The 25,631-nt window shown below is 30.6% G+C and carries 23 protein-coding genes; 22 read left to right on the top strand and 1 reads right to left on the bottom strand.

Going from position 1 to position 25,631, the window contains the following annotated elements; all coding sequences use genetic code 11:
* Positions 1 to 44 precede the first annotated feature (44 nt).
* The 15 genes from JHL18_RS19285 to JHL18_RS19215 all read left to right on the top strand — a co-directional run bounded on the left by JHL18_RS19285 (position 45) and on the right by JHL18_RS19215 (position 15,549).
* The gene (locus JHL18_RS19285) at positions 45 to 455 is read left to right on the top strand and encodes a peptide deformylase (RefSeq protein WP_200272261.1); all 411 of its coding nucleotides are present in this window, start codon (positions 45 to 47) and stop codon (positions 453 to 455) included.
* 297 nt (positions 456 to 752) lie between these two features.
* Entirely contained in the window at positions 753 to 1,046 is a 294-nt protein-coding gene (locus tag JHL18_RS19280; protein ID WP_200272259.1) for a CD3324 family protein, read from the top strand.
* 112 nt (positions 1,047 to 1,158) lie between these two features.
* Positions 1,159 to 2,022: a GNAT family N-acetyltransferase gene (locus tag JHL18_RS19275; protein WP_200272257.1), complete on the top strand. Its 864-nt coding sequence runs from the start codon at positions 1,159 to 1,161 to the stop codon at positions 2,020 to 2,022.
* Positions 2,023 to 2,316: 294 nt separating this feature from the next.
* Positions 2,317 to 4,689, top strand: coding sequence for an ABC transporter permease (locus JHL18_RS19270; RefSeq protein ID WP_200272255.1), 2,373 nt, complete (start codon positions 2,317 to 2,319; stop codon positions 4,687 to 4,689).
* 13 nt (positions 4,690 to 4,702) lie between these two features.
* Entirely contained in the window at positions 4,703 to 5,464 is a 762-nt protein-coding gene (locus JHL18_RS19265; protein ID WP_200272253.1) for an ABC transporter ATP-binding protein, read from the top strand.
* Between the two features lies 1 nt (position 5,465).
* Positions 5,466 to 6,146, top strand: coding sequence for a response regulator transcription factor (locus JHL18_RS19260; protein WP_200272251.1), 681 nt, complete (start codon positions 5,466 to 5,468; stop codon positions 6,144 to 6,146).
* Positions 6,133 to 7,404 (top strand): sensor histidine kinase, encoded by a 1,272-nt coding sequence (locus JHL18_RS19255; protein WP_200272249.1) that lies wholly within the window; start codon positions 6,133 to 6,135, stop codon positions 7,402 to 7,404. Before JHL18_RS19260 ends, JHL18_RS19255 begins: the two co-directional genes overlap by 14 nt.
* Before the next feature lie 80 nt (positions 7,405 to 7,484).
* Positions 7,485 to 8,474, top strand: coding sequence for a phosphotransferase (locus JHL18_RS19250; protein ID WP_200272247.1), 990 nt, complete (start codon positions 7,485 to 7,487; stop codon positions 8,472 to 8,474).
* 132 nt (positions 8,475 to 8,606) lie between these two features.
* Positions 8,607 to 9,299, top strand: coding sequence for a response regulator transcription factor (locus tag JHL18_RS19245; RefSeq protein ID WP_200272245.1), 693 nt, complete (start codon positions 8,607 to 8,609; stop codon positions 9,297 to 9,299).
* Between the two features lie 11 nt (positions 9,300 to 9,310).
* Positions 9,311 to 10,297, top strand: coding sequence for a sensor histidine kinase (locus JHL18_RS19240; RefSeq protein ID WP_200272243.1), 987 nt, complete (start codon positions 9,311 to 9,313; stop codon positions 10,295 to 10,297).
* A 185-nt stretch (positions 10,298 to 10,482) separates the two neighbouring features.
* Entirely contained in the window at positions 10,483 to 11,331 is an 849-nt protein-coding gene (locus JHL18_RS19235) for an undecaprenyl-diphosphate phosphatase (protein ID WP_200272241.1), read from the top strand.
* A gap of 14 nt (positions 11,332 to 11,345) precedes the next feature.
* Positions 11,346 to 12,092, top strand: coding sequence for an ABC transporter ATP-binding protein (locus JHL18_RS19230; protein ID WP_200272239.1), 747 nt, complete (start codon positions 11,346 to 11,348; stop codon positions 12,090 to 12,092).
* Positions 12,092 to 13,960 carry an FtsX-like permease family protein gene (locus JHL18_RS19225; RefSeq protein WP_200272237.1) on the top strand — a complete coding sequence of 623 codons (1,869 nt, stop codon included), beginning with the start codon at positions 12,092 to 12,094 and terminating at the stop codon, positions 13,958 to 13,960. The genes JHL18_RS19230 and JHL18_RS19225 overlap by 1 nt, the downstream gene beginning before the upstream one ends.
* A 300-nt stretch (positions 13,961 to 14,260) precedes the next feature.
* Positions 14,261 to 15,073 carry a DUF2262 domain-containing protein gene (locus JHL18_RS19220; protein WP_200272235.1) on the top strand — a complete coding sequence of 271 codons (813 nt, stop codon included), beginning with the start codon at positions 14,261 to 14,263 and terminating at the stop codon, positions 15,071 to 15,073.
* Between the two features lie 185 nt (positions 15,074 to 15,258).
* Positions 15,259 to 15,549 carry a hypothetical protein gene (locus tag JHL18_RS19215; RefSeq protein WP_420839234.1) on the top strand — a complete coding sequence of 97 codons (291 nt, stop codon included), beginning with the start codon at positions 15,259 to 15,261 and terminating at the stop codon, positions 15,547 to 15,549.
* A gap of 304 nt (positions 15,550 to 15,853) precedes the next feature.
* Here JHL18_RS19215 and JHL18_RS26505 read toward each other — a convergent pair whose 3' ends face one another.
* Entirely contained in the window at positions 15,854 to 16,735 is an 882-nt protein-coding gene (locus JHL18_RS26505; RefSeq protein WP_200272231.1) for a helix-turn-helix domain-containing protein, read from the bottom strand.
* 137 nt (positions 16,736 to 16,872) lie between these two features.
* On the opposite strand from JHL18_RS26505, the gene JHL18_RS19205 reads away from it, so the two are divergent.
* The 7 genes from JHL18_RS19205 (at position 16,873) to JHL18_RS19175 (ending at position 25,586) form a co-directional block, all read left to right on the top strand.
* Complete coding sequence (locus tag JHL18_RS19205; RefSeq protein WP_200272228.1) at positions 16,873 to 17,853, top strand: phosphotransferase; 981 nt, start codon at positions 16,873 to 16,875, stop codon at positions 17,851 to 17,853.
* A 312-nt stretch (positions 17,854 to 18,165) separates the two neighbouring features.
* Entirely contained in the window at positions 18,166 to 18,429 is a 264-nt protein-coding gene (locus JHL18_RS19200; protein WP_200272226.1) for a CD3324 family protein, read from the top strand.
* A gap of 142 nt (positions 18,430 to 18,571) precedes the next feature.
* Positions 18,572 to 19,522 carry a phosphotransferase family protein gene (locus tag JHL18_RS19195; RefSeq protein ID WP_200272361.1) on the top strand — a complete coding sequence of 317 codons (951 nt, stop codon included), beginning with the start codon at positions 18,572 to 18,574 and terminating at the stop codon, positions 19,520 to 19,522.
* A gap of 17 nt (positions 19,523 to 19,539) precedes the next feature.
* A complete protein-coding gene (locus JHL18_RS19190; protein ID WP_200272224.1) occupies positions 19,540 to 19,974 on the top strand; it encodes a ParB N-terminal domain-containing protein in 435 nt (144 codons plus the stop codon).
* Positions 19,975 to 20,831: 857 nt separating this feature from the next.
* Positions 20,832 to 22,664 carry a carbohydrate-binding protein gene (locus JHL18_RS19185; RefSeq protein ID WP_200272222.1) on the top strand — a complete coding sequence of 611 codons (1,833 nt, stop codon included), beginning with the start codon at positions 20,832 to 20,834 and terminating at the stop codon, positions 22,662 to 22,664.
* Positions 22,665 to 23,097: 433 nt separating this feature from the next.
* On the top strand, positions 23,098 to 24,231 hold the full coding sequence (locus JHL18_RS19180; protein ID WP_200272220.1) for a LuxE/PaaK family acyltransferase: 1,134 nt from the start codon (positions 23,098 to 23,100) through the stop codon (positions 24,229 to 24,231).
* On the top strand, positions 24,231 to 25,586 hold the full coding sequence (locus JHL18_RS19175) for an aldehyde dehydrogenase family protein (RefSeq protein ID WP_200272218.1): 1,356 nt from the start codon (positions 24,231 to 24,233) through the stop codon (positions 25,584 to 25,586). Before JHL18_RS19180 ends, JHL18_RS19175 begins: the two co-directional genes overlap by 1 nt.
* Positions 25,587 to 25,631: the final 45 nt, after the last annotated feature.

Here is a 25,631-nt window from a genome sequence, read left to right as displayed (position 1 = left end):
TATCTTATTTTCATAAAAATCTAATAAAAAAGAGGTATAAATTAATGATAAAACCAATTGTAAAAGATATATTGTTTTTAGGACAAAAATCAGAAGAGGCAACTAAAGATGATATAGTAGTTGTTGATGATTTAATAGATACATTAAGAGCAAACTTAGAAAATTGTGTTGGTCTAGCTGGTAATATGATTGGGGTAAAAAAGCGTATATTGGTATTTGCTGTTGGCAACCTTATTGTGCCTATGATAAATCCAGTTATATTAAAAAAAGAAAAGCTTTATGAAACAGAAGAGAGTTGTTTATCTTTAATTGGATTTAGAAAAACAAAGAGATATGAAATGATTGAGGTGGAATATCTAGATAGAAATCTTAAGAAACAAAAGCAAGTGTTTACTGGATTTACAGCACAAATAATTCAACATGAAATGGATCATTTTGAAGGTGTAATAATCTAAAAAGAGTGGCCTAAAGATATTTTTGCTTAAGTAATATAATAAAATAATTCTAAATTTGTAGACGTTAGCTGGAGTAATATAATATAATTGGATATATAAGGTAATGAGTTTTAGATTAATTATTATGATATAACTTTGATGGAAAGTACATAGTTATAGGTTCGAAAGGGGTATAGTTTTTATGAAAACATATGTTATTTATGCATAGCAAAGGCTATTGCATAATATTTAAATATTAAAAATATAAAGTAGCCTTTGTGAGTCCTAAAATGAAATTATATTTAGGAGGAGCATAAAATGAGCTATTCAAATGGGAAAGATATTTTTCCTAGTGAAGTATTAGAGATTATTCAAAATTATGTAGATGGTGAATATATTTATATACCGAGGAAAGATGAAAATAAAATTGCATGGGGCGAACTAACTAAGAGTAAAAATGAACTTTTGAAGAGGAATACAAATATATATGAAGATTATCTTAAAGGGATGTCTACACAATTACTTTCTGAGAAGTATTATTTGTCACCTAAGAGTATACAAAGGATTGTTTCTGAAAAGAAAAAATGCTGTAACATAGAGTGTGCTACCTAATTTACTTTAGGTGGCTCATTTTCATTTATGAACTAAGTATGAGGTTGTTTGAACAAATCTATTGATGTTATTATTGATGGGTATTAAGAGTGATTTTGAGAGGTTGAGGACAATGAAATATACTTATATTAAATCTTATAAAGATAATGATGAACTGCGTAAAAGCCTAAATGAATTAACGGAAAAAACTTTTTCCTTTAACTTTGAAAATTGGTATTCGAATGGTTTTTGGGAAGATAAGTTCATTCCACATTCTTTGGTAGATGGTGATAAGGTTATAGCTAATGTTTCTGTTAATATAATGGATTTCGATTTGGATGGCATAGAGAAACATTATATTCAAATTGGTACAGTTATGACAGATAAATATTATCGTGGACAAGGCTTGAGTCGTTACCTTATGCAGAGGGTAATTGGTGAGTATAAAGAAACTTCAGATGGAATATATTTATTTGCAAATGATAGCGTTATAAATTTTTATCCTAAATTTGGATTTAAAAGTAGTAAACAATATCAGTATAGTAAAGATATTTATTCAATAAATAATGTAAAGAAAATACAACAGGTTAATATGTCTGATGAGGTTAAATGGAAAGATTTTTTTAAAACTGTAATGAATAGTGTAAGCAACGACAGGTTCACAATGAACAATCCAGGATTGATTGCATTTTGGACAAGGTGGAGCGATTGTGTATATTATTTAGCTGAGCAAGAGGTTTATATAATTGCAGATGTAAAGGACGACAATCTTTATATTAAGCAAATAATATCAAGTCATAAAGTGGATCTAGAAGAAGTGATTAGTTCTTTTGGTGATAGTATTAAAAAAGTTAGGCTTGGATTCACGCCTTATGATGTAACTGGGTATATCATTAATGAATATCACGAAGATGATTGTACAGTATTTATTCTTGGAAAAGATTTAGAGTGTATTGAAACCAAGAAATTAATATTCCCAACTTTATCACATGCGTAAACTCATTAAAGTTTAGGAGGGCTAATTGCTTCATTTAAACGGGGTGTTTTTACAGAGCTAAAGTTAAAAATGAAATGTTATAGAAAACTATAAAAATAAGAATGCACTTACAAAATTAATTGTTGGTGTATTCTTATTTTTATTTAAGGATTATTTAATAATTGGTAAATTATAATAAATTCATAGTTATTGATGTATCATTTTTATCTTAGAGTAATAAAAAATACTTTGAGTTCTGAGAGTAGGCTTTGGATAAAGTGTATGTCAATGTAAAAGATTTATGGAGGAAATGAAATGTTTTTTAGAATATTAAAAAAAGACTTCAAACGAAAGAAATCAATGAATATTATTCTTTTATTATTTATCATAATGGCAACAACGTTTTTAGCTAGCAGTGTAAATAATCTAATAGCGGTGTCAAGGTCAGTTGATTATTTCATGAATAAAGCCAAAACTCCTGATTATATTATTTCTGCTTATGATAAGGGAGAAAATGAAGAGTTATATAAATGGCTTAATTCTTCTAAGTATATAGAGTCGCATGATATTGATAAAACTACTATACTTTCTAAAGATAATATTAAGATAAAAACAGGGGACACTCTTAAAGAATTTAATCCTTATGGACAAATTCTATTTCAGGCACAACCACAAAATTATGGGAAAATGTTAGATGATAATGGAGATGAAATCAATTTAAAAGCTGGTGAAATTGCTTTTTCCTTGGGTGACAAAAGAAAAAATAATTTAGAAATTGGAGATACAATAATTATTACCCTAGGTAATATAAAAAAAGAATTCTTAGTAAAGACGTTTATAAAAGACGCTATATTTGGCTCAAGCATGGTTGATATGAAGAGGATACTCATAAGTGATGAGGACTATCAGATATTCAAAGAGTATAAAGAAGCAGGTGCTATAAACAATTATTACATTATTTCAAAGGATACAAATGCTCTTGAAAAAGAATTTAAAAATATAGAGTGCAATACAATCATTAGCTTTGATAAAGCTCTTCTAAATACGACCTTTATTCTAGATATGATACCATCTGGAGTTTTAATTATAGTAAGCCTTTGCCTTATATTAATAGCATTTTTGATTTTAAGATTTACAATAATTTTTACCATGCAAGATGACTTAAAAGAGATAGGGGTGATGAAGGCCATAGGTCTGAGGGGCTTCGACATAAAGAAGATATATTTAATAAAGTATATTGCAATAACAGTAGTTGGTGTATTAATTGGATTTGCAGCAAGCTTCCCATTTGGAAATATTTTTCTAAATCAATTTAAGGGAAACATATTAATGGAGTCTTCCGCTGGAAATATCTTTGTCAATATTGGTTGTTCTGTTCTAATAGTTTTTATAGTTATTTTATTCTGCTATTTATGCACAAGAAGGTTAAATAAATTATCAGCAATAGATGCAATCAGAAATGGAAGTAATGGTGAAAGCTTTAAGGGGAAAACAAGATTAAAATTTAAAAGCTTCAAAAAAGTTAAAGTACCTATGTTTATTGCCTTAAATGATATTCTATGTAATATTAAGAGATTTGTGGTTTTGATTTTAACCTTCTGCATAGGAACTGTTTTAATCATTATCCCTTTAAATACAATAAATACTTTTAAGGATGATAATATTATTAGGTTATTTGGGTTCAATCGCAGTGATGTATTTATCCAAACTGATAAAATGGATAAGTATACCATGGGAGCAAGCAAAGCAGAGTATATAAGTGATATGGATAGTCTTACAAAATCCTTTAAAGATAACGGTATAGATACAAAGCTTTATGGAAGTTTAATCTATAGACTTAAATTCTATGTTGAAGATAAAAATGATACTTCGTCATTAATGTCCTTTCAGACTATAAAAAATGATGAAGATAATATTAATCTTTTGAAAGGTAAGATGCCAGAATTAAAAAATGAATTAGCAGTAACCGAGACTGTGGCTAAGAAACTCAAGGCTTCTGTTGGAGATACGATTTATACACAAATAGGTAAAGAGAAAAAAGAATTTATTATAACTGGATTATATGAAAATATGAATAACATGGGTGAGTCAGTAAGATTGAATCCTAAAATAGATATAGATTTTAATTATTTAGTGGGGGTTGGTCCTTTTCAAGGAGATTTCATAGGGAAGGAAAAGCCTGAATTGTCAATGGACAAATTAAAAATTAAATATCCAAACTACACTTTTCAAAATTCTAAGGAATATATTTCGAAATATATAGGAGGAACTATGAGTCAGCTTGATACAATGAAAAATCTAATAGCATTAATAGTTGTATGCATAAATGGTTTAATTACAGTTTTAATGATGAAAACTTTTATAACTAAGGAAAAAGGTGAGATTGCAATGCTTAAAAGTATTGGCTTTAGAAATAGCTCTATTAGATTTTGGCAGGCAGCAAGAATAAGTATAGTACTCATTGTGGCAATTACTTTAGGTATTATACTGTCAGATTTCCTTGGGCCTTTAGCAATAGGTCAAGTGTTTGCTGTACTTGGGGTTCATAACATTATATTAAAGGTAAATCCATTAGAAGTATATGGGATATATCCTATTATGATTTTAGTAGTTACTACAGTTATAGCTTATTTGAGCGCCGGAGCTGTTAAAAAAGTAGATTTAAAAGAAATAAATAATATGGAATAAGGTAGGGATTAAAATGAGTTCATTAAAGGTTAGAGATTTATGTAAAACTTATATTATAAATAAAATACAAAATAATGTGTTAAGGAATATAAATTTTGAGATTACTGAAGGTGAAATGGTTGCTATTATGGGGCCAAGCGGCTCTGGTAAATCAACTCTTCTATATGTAGTTAGTGGGATGGATAAATTAACTGCAGGAAAGGTAGATTATTTTGGTAAAGAAATAAGTACTTTTAGTGCAAATGAAATCAGTGATTTGCGTCTTAATGAAATGGGATTTATATTTCAACAAATGCATATGTTAAAAAATCTCTCTATATATGATAATATTATATTACCTGCATATCAGTCAAAGAATGGAAAAAGCAAAAAGGAAGTTAATAGCAGAGCAAAAGAGCTTATGAATAAACTTGGAATAAGCGAGATTGCAGAAAATGATATAAATCAAGTTTCAGGTGGACAACTTCAAAGAGCCTGTATTTGCAGAAGTTTAATCAACTCACCAAAGATGATATTTGCAGATGAGCCTACAGGTGCATTAAATCAGCAAAATTCAAGGGAAGTTATGCGAGAGCTTAATAAAATCAATGAAGATGGTACCACTATTATGCTTGTTACCCATGATATGAAGGTTGCAGCTAAGTGCGATAGGATAATGTATATAGAGGATGGAGCAATAAAAGGTGAAATTCAGCTAGGAAAATTTGTTGAAGATAATAATTTTAAAGATAGAGAACGGAAGGTCAATAATTGGCTAATGGAGATGGGATGGTAATATGGTAGATTTACTTCTAGTAGAAGATAATTTAGAACTTGCAGATTTAATTTGTACTTTTTTAAGAAAAGATGGCTTCAGCATTATAAGTGTTGATAGTGGTGAAAAAGCATTGAAATTTTTTCAGAGGGATGTTGCGAAAATTATGCTTTTAGATATAATGTTGCCTGGCATAGATGGTTTTACAGTTTGTTCAGAAGTTAGGAAAAATCAGAATGTGCCAATTATCATAATGAGTGCAAAGGTTGATAAAACTGATAAGATAAATGGCTTTACCCTTGGGGCAGATGATTATATAGAAAAGCCAGTAGATGTTGATGTCCTAAGTGCAAAGGTTTCGGCACTTATGAAAAGAAACTATGAGCTTAAAGTAGAACGTACCATTATAAATTCAGGTTCTATTTCAATTAATAAAAATGCTAATGAAGTTTATCTTGATGGAAAGCTGATAAATATGACTTCAAAAGAGTTTGAATTATTACTACTACTAGTTGAAAATCCAAGTAAAACCTTAAACAAGGAATATCTTTTTAACAAGATATGGGGAGCAGAAAGCTTTAGTGAAAACCAAACTTTAACAGTTCACATAAAGATGCTTAGAGATAAAATCGAACAAGACCCTAAGAAGCCAAAAAGGATTGTGACAATATGGGGAGTAGGATACAAGTATGAAGAAGTTTGATAAACTAATAGCTGTTGTTCTTTCAGTATATGTATTAATATCACTTGTGCTGCCTATATTATTTCAAAGTATCAATAATGAAGAAAGCAGTGAATATAAAGTAGAGATAAACAGAATATATTTAGGCTTGGTAAAAGGTAGCACTTTTACTGAGCCTAATTTAAGTTCCTATGAATATATAAAATCTGTGGCCTTTTTACCAGAGATTTCGAGACCAAGCAATGAAGAACTTGATAAGTTTTATAAAAGTTCAAATGGAATGGAATATGAAATTAAACCTTGGTATGATGGAGATAATTTGCTAGGTTATTTGAGATTTAATTATATAAACAGAAAAGTCCATAATAGCTTCTTACTAAAAGTAGAACTTGTATTATTTATGTTTGCAGTAAGTATGATATCAATACTTTTATATATAAGAAATTCAATTCTTAAGCCCTTTAATACTTTAAGTGAAATGCCTTATGAATTATCAAAGGGAAACTTTAAAGAGGATATAAAAGAAAGTAAGGATAGATATTTTGGTAAATTTATTTGGGGGATCAATATACTGCGAGAAAGCCTAGATCACCATAAGGTAAAAGAGCTTAGGCTTCAAAAGGAGAAGAAACTTCTACTAATTTCAATTTCTCATGATATACAGACACCGCTAAACACCATAAAGCTTTATGCTAAGGCTATAGCGGAAGAGGTTTACGATACCAATGAAAAGAAGATACTGGCAGCAAAACAGATACAAGAAAAATCATTAGAAATAGAAAGCTTCGTAAGAGAATTAATAAAAACTTCCACTGAAGATGTTCTTGATATTGAAGTTGTAGATGGTGAATTTTATTTAAAAGATTTAATGGATAAAATAGTATTAACTTATAAAGAAAAGTGCAATCTGAAAATGATAGATTTCATCGTTGAAGATTATAATAACAAGTTAGTAAAAGGAGATTTAGATAGAGCTTTTGAAGTTATAGGTAATATACTTGAAAATGCCTTTAAATATGGTGATGGTAAGGAAATAAAAGTTTCCTTTTATGAAGAAGATTACTGTCAACTTATTAAGATATTTAATACTGGAGGTATAGTAAGTCAAAACGAATTTAATCATATTTTTGATAGCTTTTATAGAGCTAGTAATTCGGAAGGAAAGCAGGGAAATGGTCTGGGACTTTACATCTGTAAGGGGATAATGAAAAAGATGGATGGAGAAATTTTTGCAGAATGTGAGAAAGAGGGTATGAGTTTTACATTAGTTTTTAGATAATTAAGTATATAATATAAAATGCTTATATCTAAACAACAAACCTAAAGAGATACACTATAAAAAATATTTAGGAGGATAGTATGATTCCAGAGAATAAGAAAACCATTGTAAAAAAAGCATTACAAACAGCTTTTGGGGTAGACAGCTATGAAGATATAGAAGAAATAACTATAGGTCTTTCAAATGCGCTAACATTTAGAATTGCTGTGAAAAATAAAACTTATTTAATGAAGATTGCACGCACGGACGAATTAAGTGCTCCAGCAAATTATTATGAATATATGAAAGCTGGATCAGATGCAGGTATAGCTCCACATGTCTGGTATTTAAGCACAGAGGATAAAATTTCAATAACAGATTTTATTGAAGCTAAACCTTTTCCCATAGACAAAGCAAAGGAGATAATGCCAAAACTTCTTGATAAACTCCACAAGCTTCCGCCATTTCATAAGGGAGTTAATTATTCTGATGCAATGGATGGAATTGTTCAAAGATTTTTTGGAGCGAAGTTTCTTTCAGATAATTTGAGTGAAGAAATAATGAAAAACTATATCCGTATTAAAGAGATATATCCTTGTCATTCTGAAGATTTAGTATCATGCCATAACGATTTAAAGCCAGAAAACTATATATTTGATGGCGAAAAAGCTTGGCTGGTTGATTGGGAAGCTGCTTTTCTAAATGATCGCTATTTAGATTTGGCTGTAGTGGGGAATTTTGCTGTTAATAACGAAGACGATGAGCTTGAATATCTTGAGAATTATTTTGGAGAAGCTCCTAATGATTATATTAGAGCACGTTTCTTTCTAATGCAGCAACTACTTCACATATTCTATATGTCAATCTTCATGCTTTATTCATCTAAAACTGTAGATATTAATATAGAAGGTGAAAATGTAAGCTTTGAAGATTTTCATAAACGTATGTGGGAGGGCGAAATTGATTTAGCCAATGATGAAAACAAACTTAAGTATGGGATAGTCCACATGAATCAATTCTTAGCTAATATTAAAACTGAGCGTTTTGAAGAAGCTTTGAAGGTCATATCAAAGAGCTCCAGAGGAAATTGAAATAGAAATGAGAGATACTGATATTGTATAGATGATTTAATTGATGTAAGAAGAATAGTATAATTAGGTTGGAAAAATAATGTATTGAATGCCAAGTGTTTATGTTATATGTGAATTATGAAGGGGATTAATATGAAATATAAAGTATATATAGTAGAAGATGATTCCTCAATAAGCAGGCTATTGCAAGAATATATAAATAAATATGGTTTTGAAGGAAGAATAGCTGAAAACTTTGAGGATATAATGATAGATTTTAATGAGTACAATCCAGACTTAGTGCTCCTAGATGTTAATCTGCCTAAATTTGATGGATTTTATTGGTGTAAAAAGATAAGACAAAAATCGAAGCTTCCTATAATATTCATATCAGCAAGAGATAGTGGAATGGATCAAGTGATGGCCTTAGAAAGTGGTGCTGATGATTATATAACTAAACCCTTTTATTACGATGTAGCCATTGCTAAGATAAAAAGTCAAATAAGAAGAGCCTTTGGTGACTACGCAGCTAAAGGAGAGGAAAGAATAGTTGAGCTCGAAGGACTTAAGTTTTATCCTGAAAGATATGAGATTGAGTTTAAAGGTGAAAAGCTGATTATAACTAAGAGGGAAGGGATACTTCTTGAGTGTCTTATGAAAAAGTATCCTAAAGTTGTTACTAGAGATTTGCTTTTGGAGAAAATATGGGATGATCTAGAGTTTGTGGAGGAAAATACTTTAAGCGTAAATATAAGCAGGGTGCGAAAGAGACTTCAGATTGTAGGGATAGATAAAGGGATAGAAACTATAAGGGGAACGGGTTATAGGTTAAACAAAACCTGGTAAAAGGATATAATATGAAATTGTTTTTAAAGGATAATAAAGGATATATCATCACGTATTTTTTTAGTTTAGCACTTACCTTAATGTACTGTAATCTTAATGGATTTATAGAACTAAGTGAGAATGTTTATATAGTTATGTTTAATACATTTATATTGCTTATTTTTCTAGCCTTTAGATACTATCAAAATAGGAAACTATATGGACTTTTCATGAGTGGATTTACTGATCTAAAGGAAGTTTTTTTAGAACTTGGCAGTGGAGAATTAAGTGAAAATGTTTCTAAGGTATTGAAAGAATTACATAACTTATATAAAGCTGAAATCCTAAAAGCTGATAAGCTTCATAAAGAGCATTTTAGGTTTATTAATCAATGGGTGCATCAAATGAAAACACCACTTTCAGTAATGCAGCTTCAGCTCCAGCAGTATGAGGGAGAAGAAGAGTACGATAATATGCAGGAAGAGGTTAATAAGCTAAAGGAAGGTCTAAATATGGCAATGCATTTTGCAAGGTTAGATTCCTTTGAAAAAGATTTTTTGGTAGAAAAAGTTTCTTTAAAGAAGCTAGCTAGGGATACAGTGAATGAAGAAAAAAAGCTTTTTATAAAAAATAAAATAATTCCTAAGATTGAGATAGATGAAAGTATTGAAGTTTATAGCGATGCTAAGTGGCTAAAGTTTATATTAACTCAAGTCATTATTAATGGGGTAAAATATTCACAAGGCAAGGGAAAAGAATTAGTTATAAAAGCTTATGAAGATGAAAAAGAAATTAAATTAGATATACTTGATGAAGGAATAGGAATTCCTACAAAGGATATAAAAAGGGTATTTGATTCTTTCTTTACCGGTGAAAATGGACGTAAATATGGTGAATCTACTGGCATGGGATTATATATAACCAAAGAGGTGTGCAAAAATTTAGGCCATGAAGTAGAGATAGAATCTTTTGCTAATGTAGGAACAAAAGTGACCATAAAATTTAACAATCAGAGCTGATTAATAGCAAATGGATAGTATAACTATTTATTTGCTATTTTTACTGTACAAGGAAAGTATAAAATGTTACGATAGCTAAACCTTACATGCATGTCACATTTACGTAAGGTTTCCAGATAGCAATATATGTAATGTTATTATAAGCTGTTTACAGTAAAACATTAATCATTAAGGAGCGATAAGAGATGGATATAATATTTATATTGAAGGCTGTCATGATTGCTATAGTAGAAGGGATAACTGAATTTATTCCAGTATCATCTACTGGTCATATGATATTAGTTGGATGGGCAATTGGCTTTAACGGGGAATTTGCAAAGATGTTTGAAGTTGTAATTCAACTGGGAGCTATACTGGCAGTTGTAGTTTTGTATTGGAAGAAGATAAAAGAAAGCATAATTGAATTCTTTAAATACATATTTACTAGAGGAAGGGAAGGCTTGATAGGCTTTAGATTTGGGATAAATGTTATTGCAGCATCAATTCCAATGGGGATTGCGGGAGTATTATTTTACGATAAAATAAAATCAAAGTTTATGCCTGAAGCAGTTATAGTTGGGTTTATTGTAGGAGGAATATTATTAATAATATTAGAAAAGTTCTATAGAAATAAGGGGCATAAAGTAGAAAACATTGACAAGATAACACCATTACAAGCATTTATGGTGGGGGTATTACAACTTCTTGCTGTTTGGCCAGGAATGTCAAGAAGTGCTTCTACCATAATGGGGGGATGGATTGCAGGATTATCGACACCAATAGCAGCAGAATTCTCGTTTTTTATAGCAATACCAGCAATGTTAGGATCCTCCGGCAAAGATTTATTTGAATTTGATTATTCTATAATGACAAAAACTTTGTGGATTTCATTGATAGCAGGATTTATTGTGGCTTTCTTAGTGGCTTTAGTTGTCATGAAAAAATTTGTGTATTATCTAAAACAGAAGCCGTTAAAGGTCTTTGCAGTATATAGAGTTGTGGTTGGTATTTTACTTGGAGTATTAGTAGTAACTAAGGTTATAAGTTTAACATAATAGAGGTGAGTAGGATGGGCATTTTAGAGGTAAGTAATTTAAGTAAGATATACGGCAATAAAGTATTATTTAGTGCCTTGAAAAAAGTAAGTTTTACTATAGAAGAAGGTGAATTTGTAGGAATTATGGGACCATCAGGAAGTGGTAAAACCACTCTGCTCAATGTAATCTCAACAATAGATAAACCTACCTCAGGCGAAATAAAAATAAGAGATAAAAATCCTTTAAAGCTTAAGGGTGAGGAACTTGCCTTATTTAGAAGAAGAGAACTAGGCTTTGTGTTTCAAGATTTCAATTTATTAGATACTTTAACAGTGGGGGAAAACATTGTACTTCCTCTTACTTTGGATGGAGTAGCAGTTAAGCTTCAAGATGATGAACTAAATAGAATATCAAAAATCCTTGGAATAGAGGATTTGATAAACAAAAGAACCTTTGAGATATCCGGTGGGCAAGCTCAAAGGACAGCTATTGCTAGAGCATTAGTACATAAACCTACTTTACTGCTAGCAGACGAACCCACTGGTAATCTAGATTCTAAGGCAGCCAAAGCTGTAATGGAGTTATTTGAAAAGATAAATCAACAGGAAAAAGTGACTACTATTATGGTAACTCATGATGCTTTGTCTGCTAGCTATTGCAGTAGAATTTTATTTATAAAAGACGGAACTATATATAATGAAATTTATAGAGGAGACAGTAGACCGCAGTTCTATCAAGAAATCATTGACGTGCTTGCATTACTTGGAGGTGGAAATTAGTGAATTTCAGAGAATTTGCCACTAAAAATGTTCAGAGAAATGCAAAAGCATATTTTGCCTATTTTTTAAGCAGTACCATATCGGCGGCTTTGCTATTTTCTTTTACCATGATTATACTACATCCAAGTTTTAAAGTAAGTATACTGCCTAAGTATCTGAAAAACTCACTGTACATGACAACTATAATTGCATACTTATTCTTAAGTTTCTTTGTTTTTTATTCTATAAGTGTTTTTCTTAAAAGCAGGTATAAAGAATTTGGTATACTTTATATTCTAGGTTCTTCAAAAAGGCAAGTACAAAATATGATACGTGTTGAAAATATGCTCATAATTTCCTCATCAGCAGTGGCTGGTATATTGCTTGGGGTGATTTTTTCAAAAATACTACTAGCTGCTAGTGGAAAGCTTTTAGGATATGATGCATTAGGATTTTACATTCCAGGGAAGGCTATGGCTATTACTTTCGCTGCTTTCATAATTATAGGAATAGTAATTTCAGCATCTTGCTCTTTCATTATAAAGGAAGATAAGGTTTTAAGTTTACTTAAGGGAACTAAGAAGCCAAGGCCTGAACCAAAAGCTTCAGTTATTCTTGTAACTATTTGTATAGCATTATTGACGGTAGGATATTTCTTATCAATTACATGCAGTGAAAAGACGATCACATATAGGATAATTCCTGTAACAATGATGGTTGTGGTAGCAACTTATCTGCTATTTTCTCAATTAAGTGTATTTATAATTAAGTTACTAAAGAAAAATAGAAGCTTATATATGAAGAAAACTACAATTTTATGGGTATCAAACTTGCTATATAGAATAAAAGACAATACAAGAATGTTTTTCTTAATCACCATAACTTCAACCGTTGCTCTATCAGCCGTAGGATCTGTATATGCTTACTGGAGAGACAAGGAGAGTCAGGTGGACAGCTCTTTTCCACAAGCCTTCTTTTATTCCAATGTTTATGATAATAAAGCTAAGGTAGATATGAAAACTGATTTTATAGAAAAGTTATTAAAAAATGAAAATATACACTTCAATAAAGTTAGTGGTGAACTGAAATTTGTTATGCCTGATGATGGAAAAGATGAAGTAGTTATAATCAGTGAAGATAATTACAAAAAGTTAGCATCAACACTAGCTTTAGATGTTAATTCCTTTAATGAAAACGAGGCATTAAAAGACGTATCTTTAATTGGAGACAAAAGAAAAAGTATTAGTTTTAATAATATACAATTAAAGGTTACAGAAAAGAGTGAAAAAAAAGTACTTCCAGCAGTCTTTGAAGCTGTGTATGTAGTTAAAGATGCAGTTTATGAAAGAATACAGGGGGTAAATATCTATTTTGGAGCTTTAAATGTCAAAAATTATAAAGGTACTTTAAGCATATGTAAAAGTTATAATAATGCATTTACTTTAGATGACGGAAATAAATACTATAGGAATTTTTTAAAAGCAAATATACTAGAAAGTACTAAATTTGCTTATGGGGTAATATTGTTTAGTGCGATTTTTATTGGACTTATTTTCTTTGTAACAACAGGAAGTTTTCTATATAACAAGTGTTACATGGATGTTATTGAGGATAAAAAGAAATATAAACAGTTAAATAAAATTGGATTGACCTATTCAGAAATAAAAAAAGTATTGAATATTGAGATAGGTGTATTATTTTTACTTCCGTATGTAGTTGCAGTGATACATTTTTCCTTTGCCATTAGTTCTTTGAAATACGCTTTTGACATTAAGATAACTGTACCGGCTTTACAGGTGATAGGAACTATGTTGATTGCTCAAATTATTTACTTCGTTATTATAAGAAAAAATTACTTATTAGAGATTAAAAAAAGCTTGTTGTTATAGATAAGAATATGAATCTAGTTAGTTGATTAGAAAGCTATAATCTAAAAAGGTTGTAGCTTTTTTATTTATCTTCAATTTCTGAGGTATATGGGATATTAAGAAGATTATTGTACTTTAGTTCTTTGTATTGATAATAGAATGGTAGATTGATGATGTCTAAATATATTATAATTGTATTTTAATGGTATAATAATAGAACAAGTTAAGTTTAAAATAGATCCTCAAAACTCTTATGAGGTCTAGTGAGAGGATTATAAAATAAAAGTTTCATTATTAAATGGTGTATAATGGGAGGAAAAAATGAGTAGATCAAGTGAAATAAATAGTTTTGCGAACAGATTTGAAGACGAAGTGTTTGAAATAGCAGCGATTACAGGGGCTTCTGGTGTAGGTGCTGGTAAAGCGCCAAAAGAAGAATTATGGGGAGCATCGATTAATTTGGTTGCATGGAAGAAGTTAGATTCTAATGAGGATGTAGTGAAGATAGTGACAAGGCTTATGTGGTTAGCTGACGATGAAGAACTGAAAAATTGGTATGAGATATTAAAGGCTAATATGCTTGTACGGTTACAGGTTCGCATGAAAAGAGACTATTCAATGATGCTTATTAAGGTTCTTGATTCAGAATACAAAGATGATGAGCTTCAAGATATTTTGACTGAAGCTATGAAACCAGTTTTTTACGACGATCAGCTACTTGGACAGTTCGAACTTGATAAGAGGTTTAATAGCTTTGAAAGAAGTGTATCTTGGGCAGGTGAAGTAGCACATTTGAGTTTTGATTTAGATGAAGAAAAAAATATGAAGTCTTCAGTGCAGACTGCACAGGAGCTTGTTAAGAATCAAGACCAGTGGAGTCAAAGAATTAAAAATTACGCGGCTGATGAATTATTAGAACTTGCAAATGACTGGCTCAAGGATAATGACGAGGCTGAAATAGATGAGATTACAAGAGAAATATTTACTGAAACTATGGGAATAGACAGCATATGTGTACACCCTGATGGTGAATTTGAGATATTTTACTTCGATGGAGATATGTTTTGGGGACATTGTATTATAGTCAATGGAAATATTAATGGGGAGTTTAGTTCCGCGGAGATTGCAGGGTAGAAATAAAGCATGTAATTTAGATTTGTTGTCGAGATGTTTAGCCTTAATTATCCATTAAGGCTGGTACGATATCCTTTATAAATGAATATCATGGTACTGAAAAGGAGATGATTTAAAAAATGAATTTAGAAGGAAATGAGTACTACAGAGACTTGCAGTCTCTACATGATCAATGCAAAAAGTCCATGTATTTTCATGCTGTTTTTACAATGACAGATGGAAGTACCTTTGATGGAATGATTGAAGATGTAGATATGAATCGCGTCAGTGTGCTGATTGGTGAGGATGTAATGGAGCAAGACGATGAAAACCAGTATGATCAGCAACGACAATATTACAATTATGGCCGTCCTAGAAGAAGATATAGACGCTTTAGACGCAGAGCCTTTCCACTTAATGCTTTAGCTGCATTAGCCTTATTACCTTATCATTACATTGCACCACCATATCCTTATTATCCATACTATAACTACTAATGAGGAATACTTAACAAGTATAGGATGGCGATATCGTTATTCTTCTATATATTGAAATAAGTATCTTGTGTAATAACAACAAGATATTATAAACAAAGAAACGATTGTTCAATATGAATAATCGTTTCTTTGTTTTATGTTCATAGATTTATTTGTAGATAAATCATTCTGAATAGGTATTGCTTATCTTATTTAAGATTACATTCTAGGTTATAATTAGAATTAAACTATAAATGTAGCATCTAATAGATTCTTAGAAATAAGTCTATTAGATGTGTACTTAGCATATTCAACCATAAAAGCACTATTTTCTTTTTATTGGTTGATATAAATCAATCTCACAATAGGAACTATTGGAAATATTTAGATTTACATATTCAAATCTAAATGTATCCGCAAATTCATAACCGCCTTTAAATATCCACTTTGTAAACATGTACTCAAGGACTGGAAGTAGATGAGTTGTATTTACTTCCTCAAGATTAAAAAAACCTGCAAATCGAAAAACAACATACTTATGACTGGGAATAGTTAAAGATACCATTCCTGAGGGGGGATTTTTGCTTTTATCCGTTATCATTGATGGCATATATAGAGTGTAACCCCTTAGGGCATCTTTCCAATTTGTATATCCAATATAAATATTATTATGTAGAGAATTAGTTGTAAGTTTATTTTCTGTGTAAAGAAATTGTTTAGCATATTCATTAGCTACAAAGTTATTCTCAGTAAAAGATATAGTATGTTCTATTCCTGTTATCTGAAATTTAGGTTTTATCATAAAAAAGGGTTTATAGACTGCAGCTTCGCCCGCTTCAATTATATCGTCCACATTTATCATTTCTACTATAGGAATTGAATCACCAGACTTTCTAACCTTTAAAGGAGTCTTACCGAGTACCCTTTTAAAGGAACGTATATAGGTTTCTTCGTATTCGAAACCGTATTCAAGGGCTATATCAATTATTCTTAAGTTTGAATTTATTAAATCATCTATGCTTGATGATATTTTTCTTGTAGTAACGTAATTCATTAAATTAGTTCCCGTAAGGGATTTGAATAATCTATGAAGGTGAAATTTTGATATTCCTATATTTTCAGAAATATCATCTAAGGTAAAGTTATTCTTAATATTGTCCTCAATGTAATTAAGGGATTGTTCAATTAATTGCTTTGCTATACTCACTTAGTTCATCCTTTATTTATTTTCTATTTTACAAAATTGATATTATTAATTTTATAAAACACAGCAATAATTGTCAAATTTTACTGAAATAAATGAATTAATATATAATTATTAAATTTGTTATAAGGAGTTGTTTTATGAGTTTAACTATATCAAAAGAATTTACAAACAGAGTTGAACAGATGCTTAAAAAATCACAAGGGGAGAAATGTACTTTGGAAGTTATAGAACCTTGTGGCGGAGGTGCACATAATACCTGTTATTATATTGTCACTAAAAATCCTGACAATAAGTTTTTCTTAAAATGTGAGAATGATAATATAATACCAAGAACACGAAGTGGTCAAATAGAACGTGAAGTAGAAAGCATTAAATTGATGCACAAGGCAGGAATACCTTGCAAAAACCTAATACAATATGATTCTACTAAACAAGAGATAGGTACAAGATATGTATTGGAAGAATTTATTGAAGGAAAGCTCCTCTATGAAATATGGGATGGTTTAGCTATAAATGAAAAGCAACATATATCTAACGAGATAGAGGAAATCGTTGAGAAGATGAGAAATATAAATCTTCCATACTATGGAGAGGTTTATGAAAATGGAATCATAGGTACACATACTACTTGGAGAGAAGCATATTTATCAATAGGTAAAATATTAATTGAAGATGCTAGTAAGCTTAATATTCTTACTGAAGAGGATCTTGTACTTATTTCGGATGTTATTGAATTTTGCTCTTCAAAGCTTTCTACAAATATTAAAGCTTCTTTTGATCATAGAGATTTGGGAAAACATAATGTAATTGCAGTTGATTCAGATGGGGTGAATAAAGTTGGTGCAATAATTGATTTTGGTCTTTCTTTGTCAGTGCCTTTCTATTATTTTGAATATGGGGTAAGAGAATATGGCGGTTGGAATTTTAATTCAGTGGATATAATGAAAAAATATGCGATTACAAAGGAAGAATTTGATGCTACTGCGTTTTTATTTGATTTTGAGTTAGCAGTTTTCTTGGCTTCAATAGAATTTGCTCCAAATGAATCATACGGGTATATTTCACGTATAAAATCGCTTGTTGAGGAAAGTAAAAACATAAGCATGATCATGAGTTAGATATTTATACATTATAAAAAAATAACGTATTAAGGATATTTATGTATGGTTAAATATGGTATGATAATGAATAAGGCATATAAGTCTTTATTTAAAATGTATTAAAGGGATTAGGGGGATATTTATAAATGAGAAACTTATTCTTAATTACCACTGCAAAACCATCACTCCATGCAATGTCTGTAAGATAACGCAGGGTGATATCTTTATATAATAATATAGTCACCAGGTTCATTCTAATAAGAACAGAATTAAGTTATAGGCAGATATTGCATCCTTAGATTAATCTTTAATTTTAAGGAGCGGATTAGAATGGATTATAGAAATGGTATAGAGGTACTTCCTCAGGAATTAATAGCTGAGATACAAAAATACATTAGTGGCAGTTTGGTTTACATTCCACAGGTGAAAAATATGCGTAAGGAATGGGGAGAAGTATCTGGAGTAAAGGAAGAAATACGACTAAGAAATTGTGAGATTAAAGAGAAGTTCTCAAGAGGACTTAAAATTGATCAATTGGCAGAAGAGTATTGTCTTGCGATTGAAACCATTAAAAAAATTGTATATAAAAAGTGATAAAAAGCTGTTCAGGAAAAAGAAAAATTTCTTGAACAGCTTTTATGTATTAAATGATTATAGATGAAAAATGCATATAAATTGCTCGAAACCTCAAGTAAAATAAGGCATAGGGTGGAAAGTTTGCATGGAGGTGTTGAGAATGGTAGAGGTACTAGTTAAGCCACAAGTGAAGAGTGACGAAGTGATAAAACTTCTAAAAGGGATTTTTGAAGATCCAGTTGAGAAGATAGAAGAAGCCACTACGGGCAAAGTAAAGAAAGTCTATTTCTTTCAATACAACGATAAGTGGTATGTAATTCGTTTTTCGGATAATGATATGGAGTTTAAAATTGAAAAGTATTTGAAGGAAACGTTGAGAGGTGAAAAATTTCCTTTACCCAAGTTTCTGTATAGTGGAGTATACAATAGCTTTTACTATGCTATTTCTGAAAAGGTTGAAGGAAAGCCAATTCATAAATTAAAGGAAGAAGAATTGAAGGCTTCCATGCCAAGCGTTATGGACAATCTAATCAAGCTTCATTCAGTAGACATAAAAGCTTATGAAGGTTATGGCTGGATGGATTATAACATGAAAGGAACTTTTAATACATTCACTGAATTTTTGCAAAGCTTCTTTTCAAAAGATCAAGAAGGATTTTGGAAGGGATGGTATGAACTTTTTAAGGAAAGCTTTGTAGATTATAATGTTTTTAATGAATTATACGGAAAAATGATTGAACTAGCAAAATACTGTGAAGGACGAAAATATTTAATACACTCAGACTTTCATTATAATAATATCATTATTAATAATTCGAAGATTGCAGGAATAATTGACTGGGGAAAAGTAAGTTATTGTGATTACATTTTTGATATTGCAACGCTTATCTTAGAATTTCCAAATTATAATTTTTTAGAAGAATTTTATACTTTCTATAAAGAACGTAACTTTGATACATCTAATTTTAAAGAGAGATTTCTTTGCGCAGCTATTTGCAATTCATTAGATGGAATGAGATTTTGGGCAAGGTTAGGAAGAGAGGATACATATAAGTCTATTCTAGATAATATTTTAATGATTTTAAATAAATATGATACTACAATAACATAATTTTAAGGAGGATCAATATGAACGATATGATATTTACAGTGGAAGAAGCAATAGAGTTTTCAAAAGAAGGTAGGATTGAAGACTGGGTTCATTTATTTTTAAATTCTGTAGGAGATAATGTTCCTTTTTCAGTGGGCTTAAAGTTAGAGAAAAGGTATTGGACAGGTCCTTTACTTATAAGTCTTGATAAACTAAGAAGATGTTGCGGGCCAGAAGCTAATATGGAGTATTTCAATCCATCGGAAGAATGGGAAGTTGAAATTAATAAATTTAGGAGGCTTATTAAAGATGGCTGGAATATGCCACCTTTGATAGCACAACATGAAGGAAAAGACCTCAAGGTAAACGATGGGAATCATAGAATGGAAGCTATGAAAAGAGAAGGCATTGAGAAATGTTGGGTTATTATTTGGAATACTCATTATCAAGATAATACTAGTGATTTCGGATAAGTTAAAGATTTTTAAATAGATTAAACTGTATCTAAGAACAGTGTTGATAATAGATAATTTTTAAGAGAACTGTACTAAAGGATTCCTATACCGAAACTTAAGTTAGGAATCCTTTAAGAGTTCTCTTATTTTTATTTAACTAAGATTTTATTTATTTGATAGTAACTTTTCTAATACAGTATTTAAATCAGCAACTAAAGTCTTTTGATTTCATCTGGTTTCTTTTTTAGATTTATAAATATTATGAAGATTAGAGTATGCATTAAATAGTTAAAGTAACAATGGTGAAATTTAAAAGAAAACTTTTTTATAATAAAAACACAAATATAAGGAGGAAAATGTAAATGTGTATAGAATAATATAATTCAATTACATTATATCTTAAATAAAACATACCAAAATCTCAACATTATATATAAAAACAGACACAACATTTCTATGAATATATCTTCTTTGCTAAATTTTAATCTAATTTTAAATTATTTTAGATAGAGTTCTTGCTTTTTATCCTTATAGTAAAATATAAAAAATTAAATAAATTTCAGATTTCATATAGCGTAATGTCTAGACTTCTATACTTATAATTTTAAGTAATTCTTATTTTCTTATATTTCTAAGTACCAATTAAAAAATTCCTAAGTACAACAAGTTAAACTAAAATATTTATTTACTGAGCTCAAAGTATGTAGGTATTGGAGGTGAAAAAGTAATCTATAAAAATTCCCTAAAACTAATAAATATGAACACTTAAGTTCTAAAGCTACATTTAAAACTCTCACATACTCTGATGAGAGAGCTTTTATTTATTGTTTTTATACTGAGTGATTCAGCAAAAAAATTAAAAAGGAGAGAAAGTAATGTTTAAAAACAAGTTTTTTAAAAAATTAGTTTCAGTCATGGCTATGACAAGCGTTTTGGTTACAGGAATAGCATTAAGTAAATCAAATAGTGCATCAGCTGTAACCACCAATAGTATCCCAAGTCATGTATTAGTAGGATACTGGCATAATTTCAACAATGGATCAGGAGACATTAAACTAAGGGATGCTTCATCAAACTTTGATGTGGTTAATCTTTCATTTGGAGAGCCAACCTCTGTTACTTCAGGGGATATAAGGTTCACTCCATATAATGCTACAGACACTGAGTTTAAAAGCGATGTTCAGTATCTTCAAAGCAAAGGAAAGAAAGTTCTTTTATCTATTGGTGGGCAAAATGGGGAGGTTCAACTCACAACTAGTGCTGCTGTAACCACTTTCGTTAATTCTGTTAGTACAATTATTGACAAGTATGGCTTGGATGGACTAGATGTAGATTTTGAAGGCCATTCTCTTTACTTGAATCAAGGAGATAAAGATTTTAAGAATCCAACTACTCCTGTTATAGTTAATACAATAAGTGCTTTAAAACAATTAAAGACTAAGTATGGAAGTAATTTTGTGTTAACAATGGCACCAGAAACCTTCTTTGTTCAATTGGGACACACATACTATGGTGGATTAAATTCCTATGTTGATAGTAGAGCAGGATCATTTTTGCCAGTAATATATGGACTTAGAGATCAACTAAACTGGCTTCAAGTTCAATATTACAATTCAGGTTCAATCAATGATATAAATGGTAAGGCTCAATCTATGGGAAGTGGCGAGTTTTATGCATCTCTAGCTGATATGCTTTTAACAGGCTTTACTGTAAATAATGATTCAAATTACTTCTTCCCAGCACTAAGACAGGACCAAGTGGTTATAGGAGTTCCAAGCTGCAATAATGCTGGAAACGGCTATGTTTCTAATGCTGAAGTGCAAAAGGCTTTAGATGGTTTAATTAATGGAGGAACAGTTGGAGGTTATACTGTTAAAAACAAATATCCAAATCTAAGAGGTCTAATGACTTGGTCAATAAATTGGGACAAATATGCAAACTATGATTGGTCAAATTATTTTAGAAACTATTTTAACAGATTAACTCCACCAGTAAATAAGCTTGCTGCTGCAACAGTAAGTGCTTCAGCAGTTACTAATGGAAGTTATACAGTATCTGCAGTAGTTCCAGCTTATAATACAGCAACTTCTTATAAGATTTACGAAGGAACAACTGTAGTATCCTCAGGAAGCTTAACAGCTGGACAGCCAGCTAAGACAATTAATTATAATGTAGCTTCAAAGGCTGCAGGCACATATACCTACAAAGCTGAATTAAGTGATGGAAGTGCAACAGTTACTTCAAATCAAGTATCAGTTACAGTACCAAAGGCAGGAACTAATACATTACAAGCAGCAACATTATCTGCTAGTTCTGTAAATAATGGAGCTTATACATTAACTGCTACAGTACCAGCTAACAACACTGCAACAGGATATAAGATTTATGAAGGAACAACAGTTATTTCAACTGGAACTTTAACTCCAGGATCAAGCCAAGTAAATATTTTATATAATGTTACTAATAAGGCTAAAGGAAGCTATGACTACACTGTGGTTTTAAACGATAGTACAAGTTCAGTAACTTCAAATAAGATTACAGTAGTTGTACCAGATACCTCAACTAGCAATGCATGGGTTGCGAATCATGCGTATAGTGTTGGAGATATTGTAACTTACAATGGTAAAAATTATAAATGTATTCAGGCTCACACCTCATTAGTAGGTTGGGAACCAAGTGCTGTACCTGCTTTATGGCAAGCACAATAAATAGATACAATTAGTATATAGTTAAAAAAGGTAGCTGTCTCATAATGCATAGCTTGCATTGGAGACAGCTTTTTTACTGTAAAGGGAAGTATGAAAATTTTGAGTAAGCTAAACCTAGATATTTCAATGGCTGTAGAAGTCTTTTATAGTTATACAGTAAGAAATAAAACTTATTCGCCTGCTAATAGGGAAGGCAGATGATTAAAAAAAGCTCACTGAAGAAAGTCAAGAAAAAATCTAAAAATGATACTATATGTAACATATAAAGCTATCTTGTGTAAAAGTAAGTAGATGGAAGAAAAGGTTAAATAACATCACAGTAAGACGTCCATAGAAGCGTTAATGGATATATATAAATTTTGAAAAAGTTAAAATACAAGTGTATAACTATACTGACCGGTCAGTAAAATGAAAGAATAGAGGGAACAAGAATATGAAAAAATTTTATGAAGACTTAAAGATAAATTTAGTTGATCAGTATCTTAAATGTCCGGCGTATAAACTATTATGTGATAATCAAGGCTTTAATCCTGCTATAGATCTAAACACTGAAAAAGACGTGGAGAAGGTTCCGTTCATAACAACTACAGTGTTCAAAAAGTCAGCTGAGATATTTACTAACTTACTTAAGGTACCTGTAAGCACAATCGATAAGTGGACTGTATCAAGTAGTACAAGTGGAGATCCAAGTATGGTAGGAAGAACTATGAGTGATATTATGCAAATAAAGGAGTTTAACAAACTTTCAATTGGAACCTTAAGGCCAGATACTGAGCAAGAATGTGTTTTTTATCCTGACCCTGATACTATGAAAAACTATAAAAGTGAAATGGTATACGGAAAGAGAACAGAGTCATATATTGGAAATATTTTAGATGTATTTGATTTTAAAGATAATACTATATTTCTTATAAAGCAAGAAGGAGATAGCTTAGTTGTTGAAGTTGAGGAGTTTATAAAGTTTTTAGAGAACAATAATAACTTAGATAAACATATTTCCATAAGAGGTTCTGCACTTTTACTTTATAACACAATAAATGAACTAAAAGAAAAAATACCTCCATTTAATCTTGGAAAGAATGTATTAATTCAAACTGGAGGAGGAGGTTGGGATGGAAAAAAAGGAACTATAAGTAATGGAACAGCGATTAGTAAGCAGGAGTTTGTTGAAACTGTTGCAAGCTTCCTTGGAGTACCAGAAGAAAACTTCCTTGACTCTTATTCCTTCACAGAAAACACTTTTTTTATTATCGGACATTATTCAAAAGAATATAAAGATTATCTATTTCATATACCAAGCTGGGGAAAGGTTATAATTAGGGATATTAAAACTTTAGAGCCACTATGTAATCCTGGAGATAGAGGTTTTATGCAGATGTTAAATGCATATGGAACTTCTGCTTTTGCTGGAGCATCAATAATGGTAGATGATATTGGAGAAATAGTTTCAATAGACGAATGTCCTGATTGCAAAGAAAAACTTATGACAATAAGGATTGTGGGTAGAGTAAAAGGTGCGGAAGCAAAAGGCTGTGGAGCTACGCTTAATGTAAGGAGTGAACAATAATGAAAATCGAATATACATGTGGAAATACTGTAGTATCTAGAAATGTTAATGATATTAACCTTGAACTGGTTTCTTCTGATATTGATCAGATTGTTAGTGTAATAGATAAACTTAATGCAAATAAAAGTAAGGTCCACGATATGTCTGTGGAAGATACAATAGAAATTTTAGATAAGTGTGGAAGGTTATGGCTTAATAGGGATTATTCTAAAAAACATATAGAGGTATTAGCTCATATATTAAATCAAAGCGAAGAACTCATAACTTATGAACTTGAGAATTCTATGCATATGCTTTTGAGAGAAAATCTTGAAAAAACAATTCAAGAAGAGCTTCAGCATATTGATGTATTAGATAATTGGATTGAGACAAGCTATGGACAGGTTCATAGACAACCAAGAGGGGTTATATTCCATAATATCTCAGGAAATGCTTTTGTAGTAGTTCCTATGAGTATTTCAATGGGGCTTTTATCAAAGAACTGTAATTTAGTTAAGGTGTCCGCTGATGAGCCATATTTTGCTCGTGTATTTTATGATAGTTTGTGCATGATTGATCCAGATATAAAGGAAAGGCTATCAATAGTATATTTTAATAGTGAACGCTCAGATATATATGAGACTATAGTAAAAAAGACAGATTCTGTTATACATTGGGGAGGAGAATATTCAGGTAGAATAATGGGAGAACTTTGCGCTAAGTACAATAAACACTTAATAATGCATGGAGCTAAAATTAGTTTTGAAGTTATAGATGAATTGGAAGATATTAATGAGATTTGTGAAGGTGTGGCAAAAGATGTTATCTGTTGGGAGCAAAAGGCCTGCTTATCACCTAGAATAGTTTTTGTAAATAGTAAAATAGATACTAATTTATTTGCTAAAAGTGTTGCAGAGCAAATTGAAAGACTCACTTTATTGTTACCTAAATCATATTTAAATCCTTTGAGTTCTATAAGGATGTTGCAGGATAGACAATACTGCATGTTTAAGTATGGAGTTAAGGAAAAGCAAAATATAGAAGTTCATTCTTCATATAATGCAGATTACACTGTTATCTTAAATAATAGGATGCCTGACAAGGAGGATATAGACAGGTGTTTCAATAGATTTGTATTTATTTGTCCATATAGCGATAAGAATGAGGTACTTGAATATGTTGAAAATAATCTTAAGCAATATCTACAGACAATGGGGTATAGTGGATCAAATCAGGAGTTTATTGAAAAGATGTCCATGTTAGGTGTAAGCATTATAACCAGAACAGGGGAAATGCCTATGCATTATCCTGGCACTTCTCACGATGGTATTCACAATTTAAAGGAAATGACCTTTATAGTTAGTAAGCAGTTGTAAGCATAGGGCTTTTTACTGATGCAAGTATTTGATTTTATTATTTAT

The sequence above is a fragment of the Clostridium yunnanense genome (genome assembly GCF_016595795.1).
GTDB classification, from domain to species: Bacteria; Bacillota; Clostridia; order Clostridiales; family Clostridiaceae; genus Clostridium_AR; species Clostridium_AR yunnanense.
The sequence above is the reverse complement of the archived record's forward strand: the minus strand, read 5'-3'. Positions and strand labels throughout refer to the sequence as shown.

What these genes read in the sequence shown, in the direction of transcription:
- JHL18_RS19270 (WP_200272255.1), top strand. Translation starts at nt 2,317, where the DNA reads ATGTTTTTTAGAATATTAAAAAAAGACTTCAAACGAAAGAAATCAATG.
- JHL18_RS19220 (WP_200272235.1), top strand. Translation starts at nt 14,261, where the DNA reads ATGAGTAGATCAAGTGAAATAAATAGTTTTGCGAACAGATTTGAAGAC.
- JHL18_RS19240 (WP_200272243.1), top strand. Translation starts at nt 9,311, where the DNA reads ATGAAATTGTTTTTAAAGGATAATAAAGGATATATCATCACGTATTTT.
- JHL18_RS19245 (WP_200272245.1), top strand. Translation starts at nt 8,607, where the DNA reads ATGAAATATAAAGTATATATAGTAGAAGATGATTCCTCAATAAGCAGG.
- JHL18_RS19255 (WP_200272249.1), top strand. Translation starts at nt 6,133, where the DNA reads ATGAAGAAGTTTGATAAACTAATAGCTGTTGTTCTTTCAGTATATGTA.
- JHL18_RS19215 (WP_420839234.1), top strand. Translation starts at nt 15,259, where the DNA reads ATGTATTTTCATGCTGTTTTTACAATGACAGATGGAAGTACCTTTGAT.
- JHL18_RS19260 (WP_200272251.1), top strand. Translation starts at nt 5,466, where the DNA reads ATGGTAGATTTACTTCTAGTAGAAGATAATTTAGAACTTGCAGATTTA.
- JHL18_RS19185 (WP_200272222.1), top strand. Translation starts at nt 20,832, where the DNA reads ATGTTTAAAAACAAGTTTTTTAAAAAATTAGTTTCAGTCATGGCTATG.
- JHL18_RS19280 (WP_200272259.1), top strand. Translation starts at nt 753, where the DNA reads ATGAGCTATTCAAATGGGAAAGATATTTTTCCTAGTGAAGTATTAGAG.
- JHL18_RS19190 (WP_200272224.1), top strand. Translation starts at nt 19,540, where the DNA reads ATGAACGATATGATATTTACAGTGGAAGAAGCAATAGAGTTTTCAAAA.
- JHL18_RS19250 (WP_200272247.1), top strand. Translation starts at nt 7,485, where the DNA reads ATGATTCCAGAGAATAAGAAAACCATTGTAAAAAAAGCATTACAAACA.
- JHL18_RS19235 (WP_200272241.1), top strand. Translation starts at nt 10,483, where the DNA reads ATGGATATAATATTTATATTGAAGGCTGTCATGATTGCTATAGTAGAA.
- JHL18_RS19180 (WP_200272220.1), top strand. Translation starts at nt 23,098, where the DNA reads ATGAAAAAATTTTATGAAGACTTAAAGATAAATTTAGTTGATCAGTAT.
- JHL18_RS19195 (WP_200272361.1), top strand. Translation starts at nt 18,572, where the DNA reads ATGGTAGAGGTACTAGTTAAGCCACAAGTGAAGAGTGACGAAGTGATA.
- JHL18_RS19200 (WP_200272226.1), top strand. Translation starts at nt 18,166, where the DNA reads ATGGATTATAGAAATGGTATAGAGGTACTTCCTCAGGAATTAATAGCT.
- JHL18_RS19275 (WP_200272257.1), top strand. Translation starts at nt 1,159, where the DNA reads ATGAAATATACTTATATTAAATCTTATAAAGATAATGATGAACTGCGT.
- JHL18_RS19205 (WP_200272228.1), top strand. Translation starts at nt 16,873, where the DNA reads ATGAGTTTAACTATATCAAAAGAATTTACAAACAGAGTTGAACAGATG.
- JHL18_RS19175 (WP_200272218.1), top strand. Translation starts at nt 24,231, where the DNA reads ATGAAAATCGAATATACATGTGGAAATACTGTAGTATCTAGAAATGTT.
- JHL18_RS19265 (WP_200272253.1), top strand. Translation starts at nt 4,703, where the DNA reads ATGAGTTCATTAAAGGTTAGAGATTTATGTAAAACTTATATTATAAAT.
- JHL18_RS19285 (WP_200272261.1), top strand. Translation starts at nt 45, where the DNA reads ATGATAAAACCAATTGTAAAAGATATATTGTTTTTAGGACAAAAATCA.
- JHL18_RS19230 (WP_200272239.1), top strand. Translation starts at nt 11,346, where the DNA reads ATGGGCATTTTAGAGGTAAGTAATTTAAGTAAGATATACGGCAATAAA.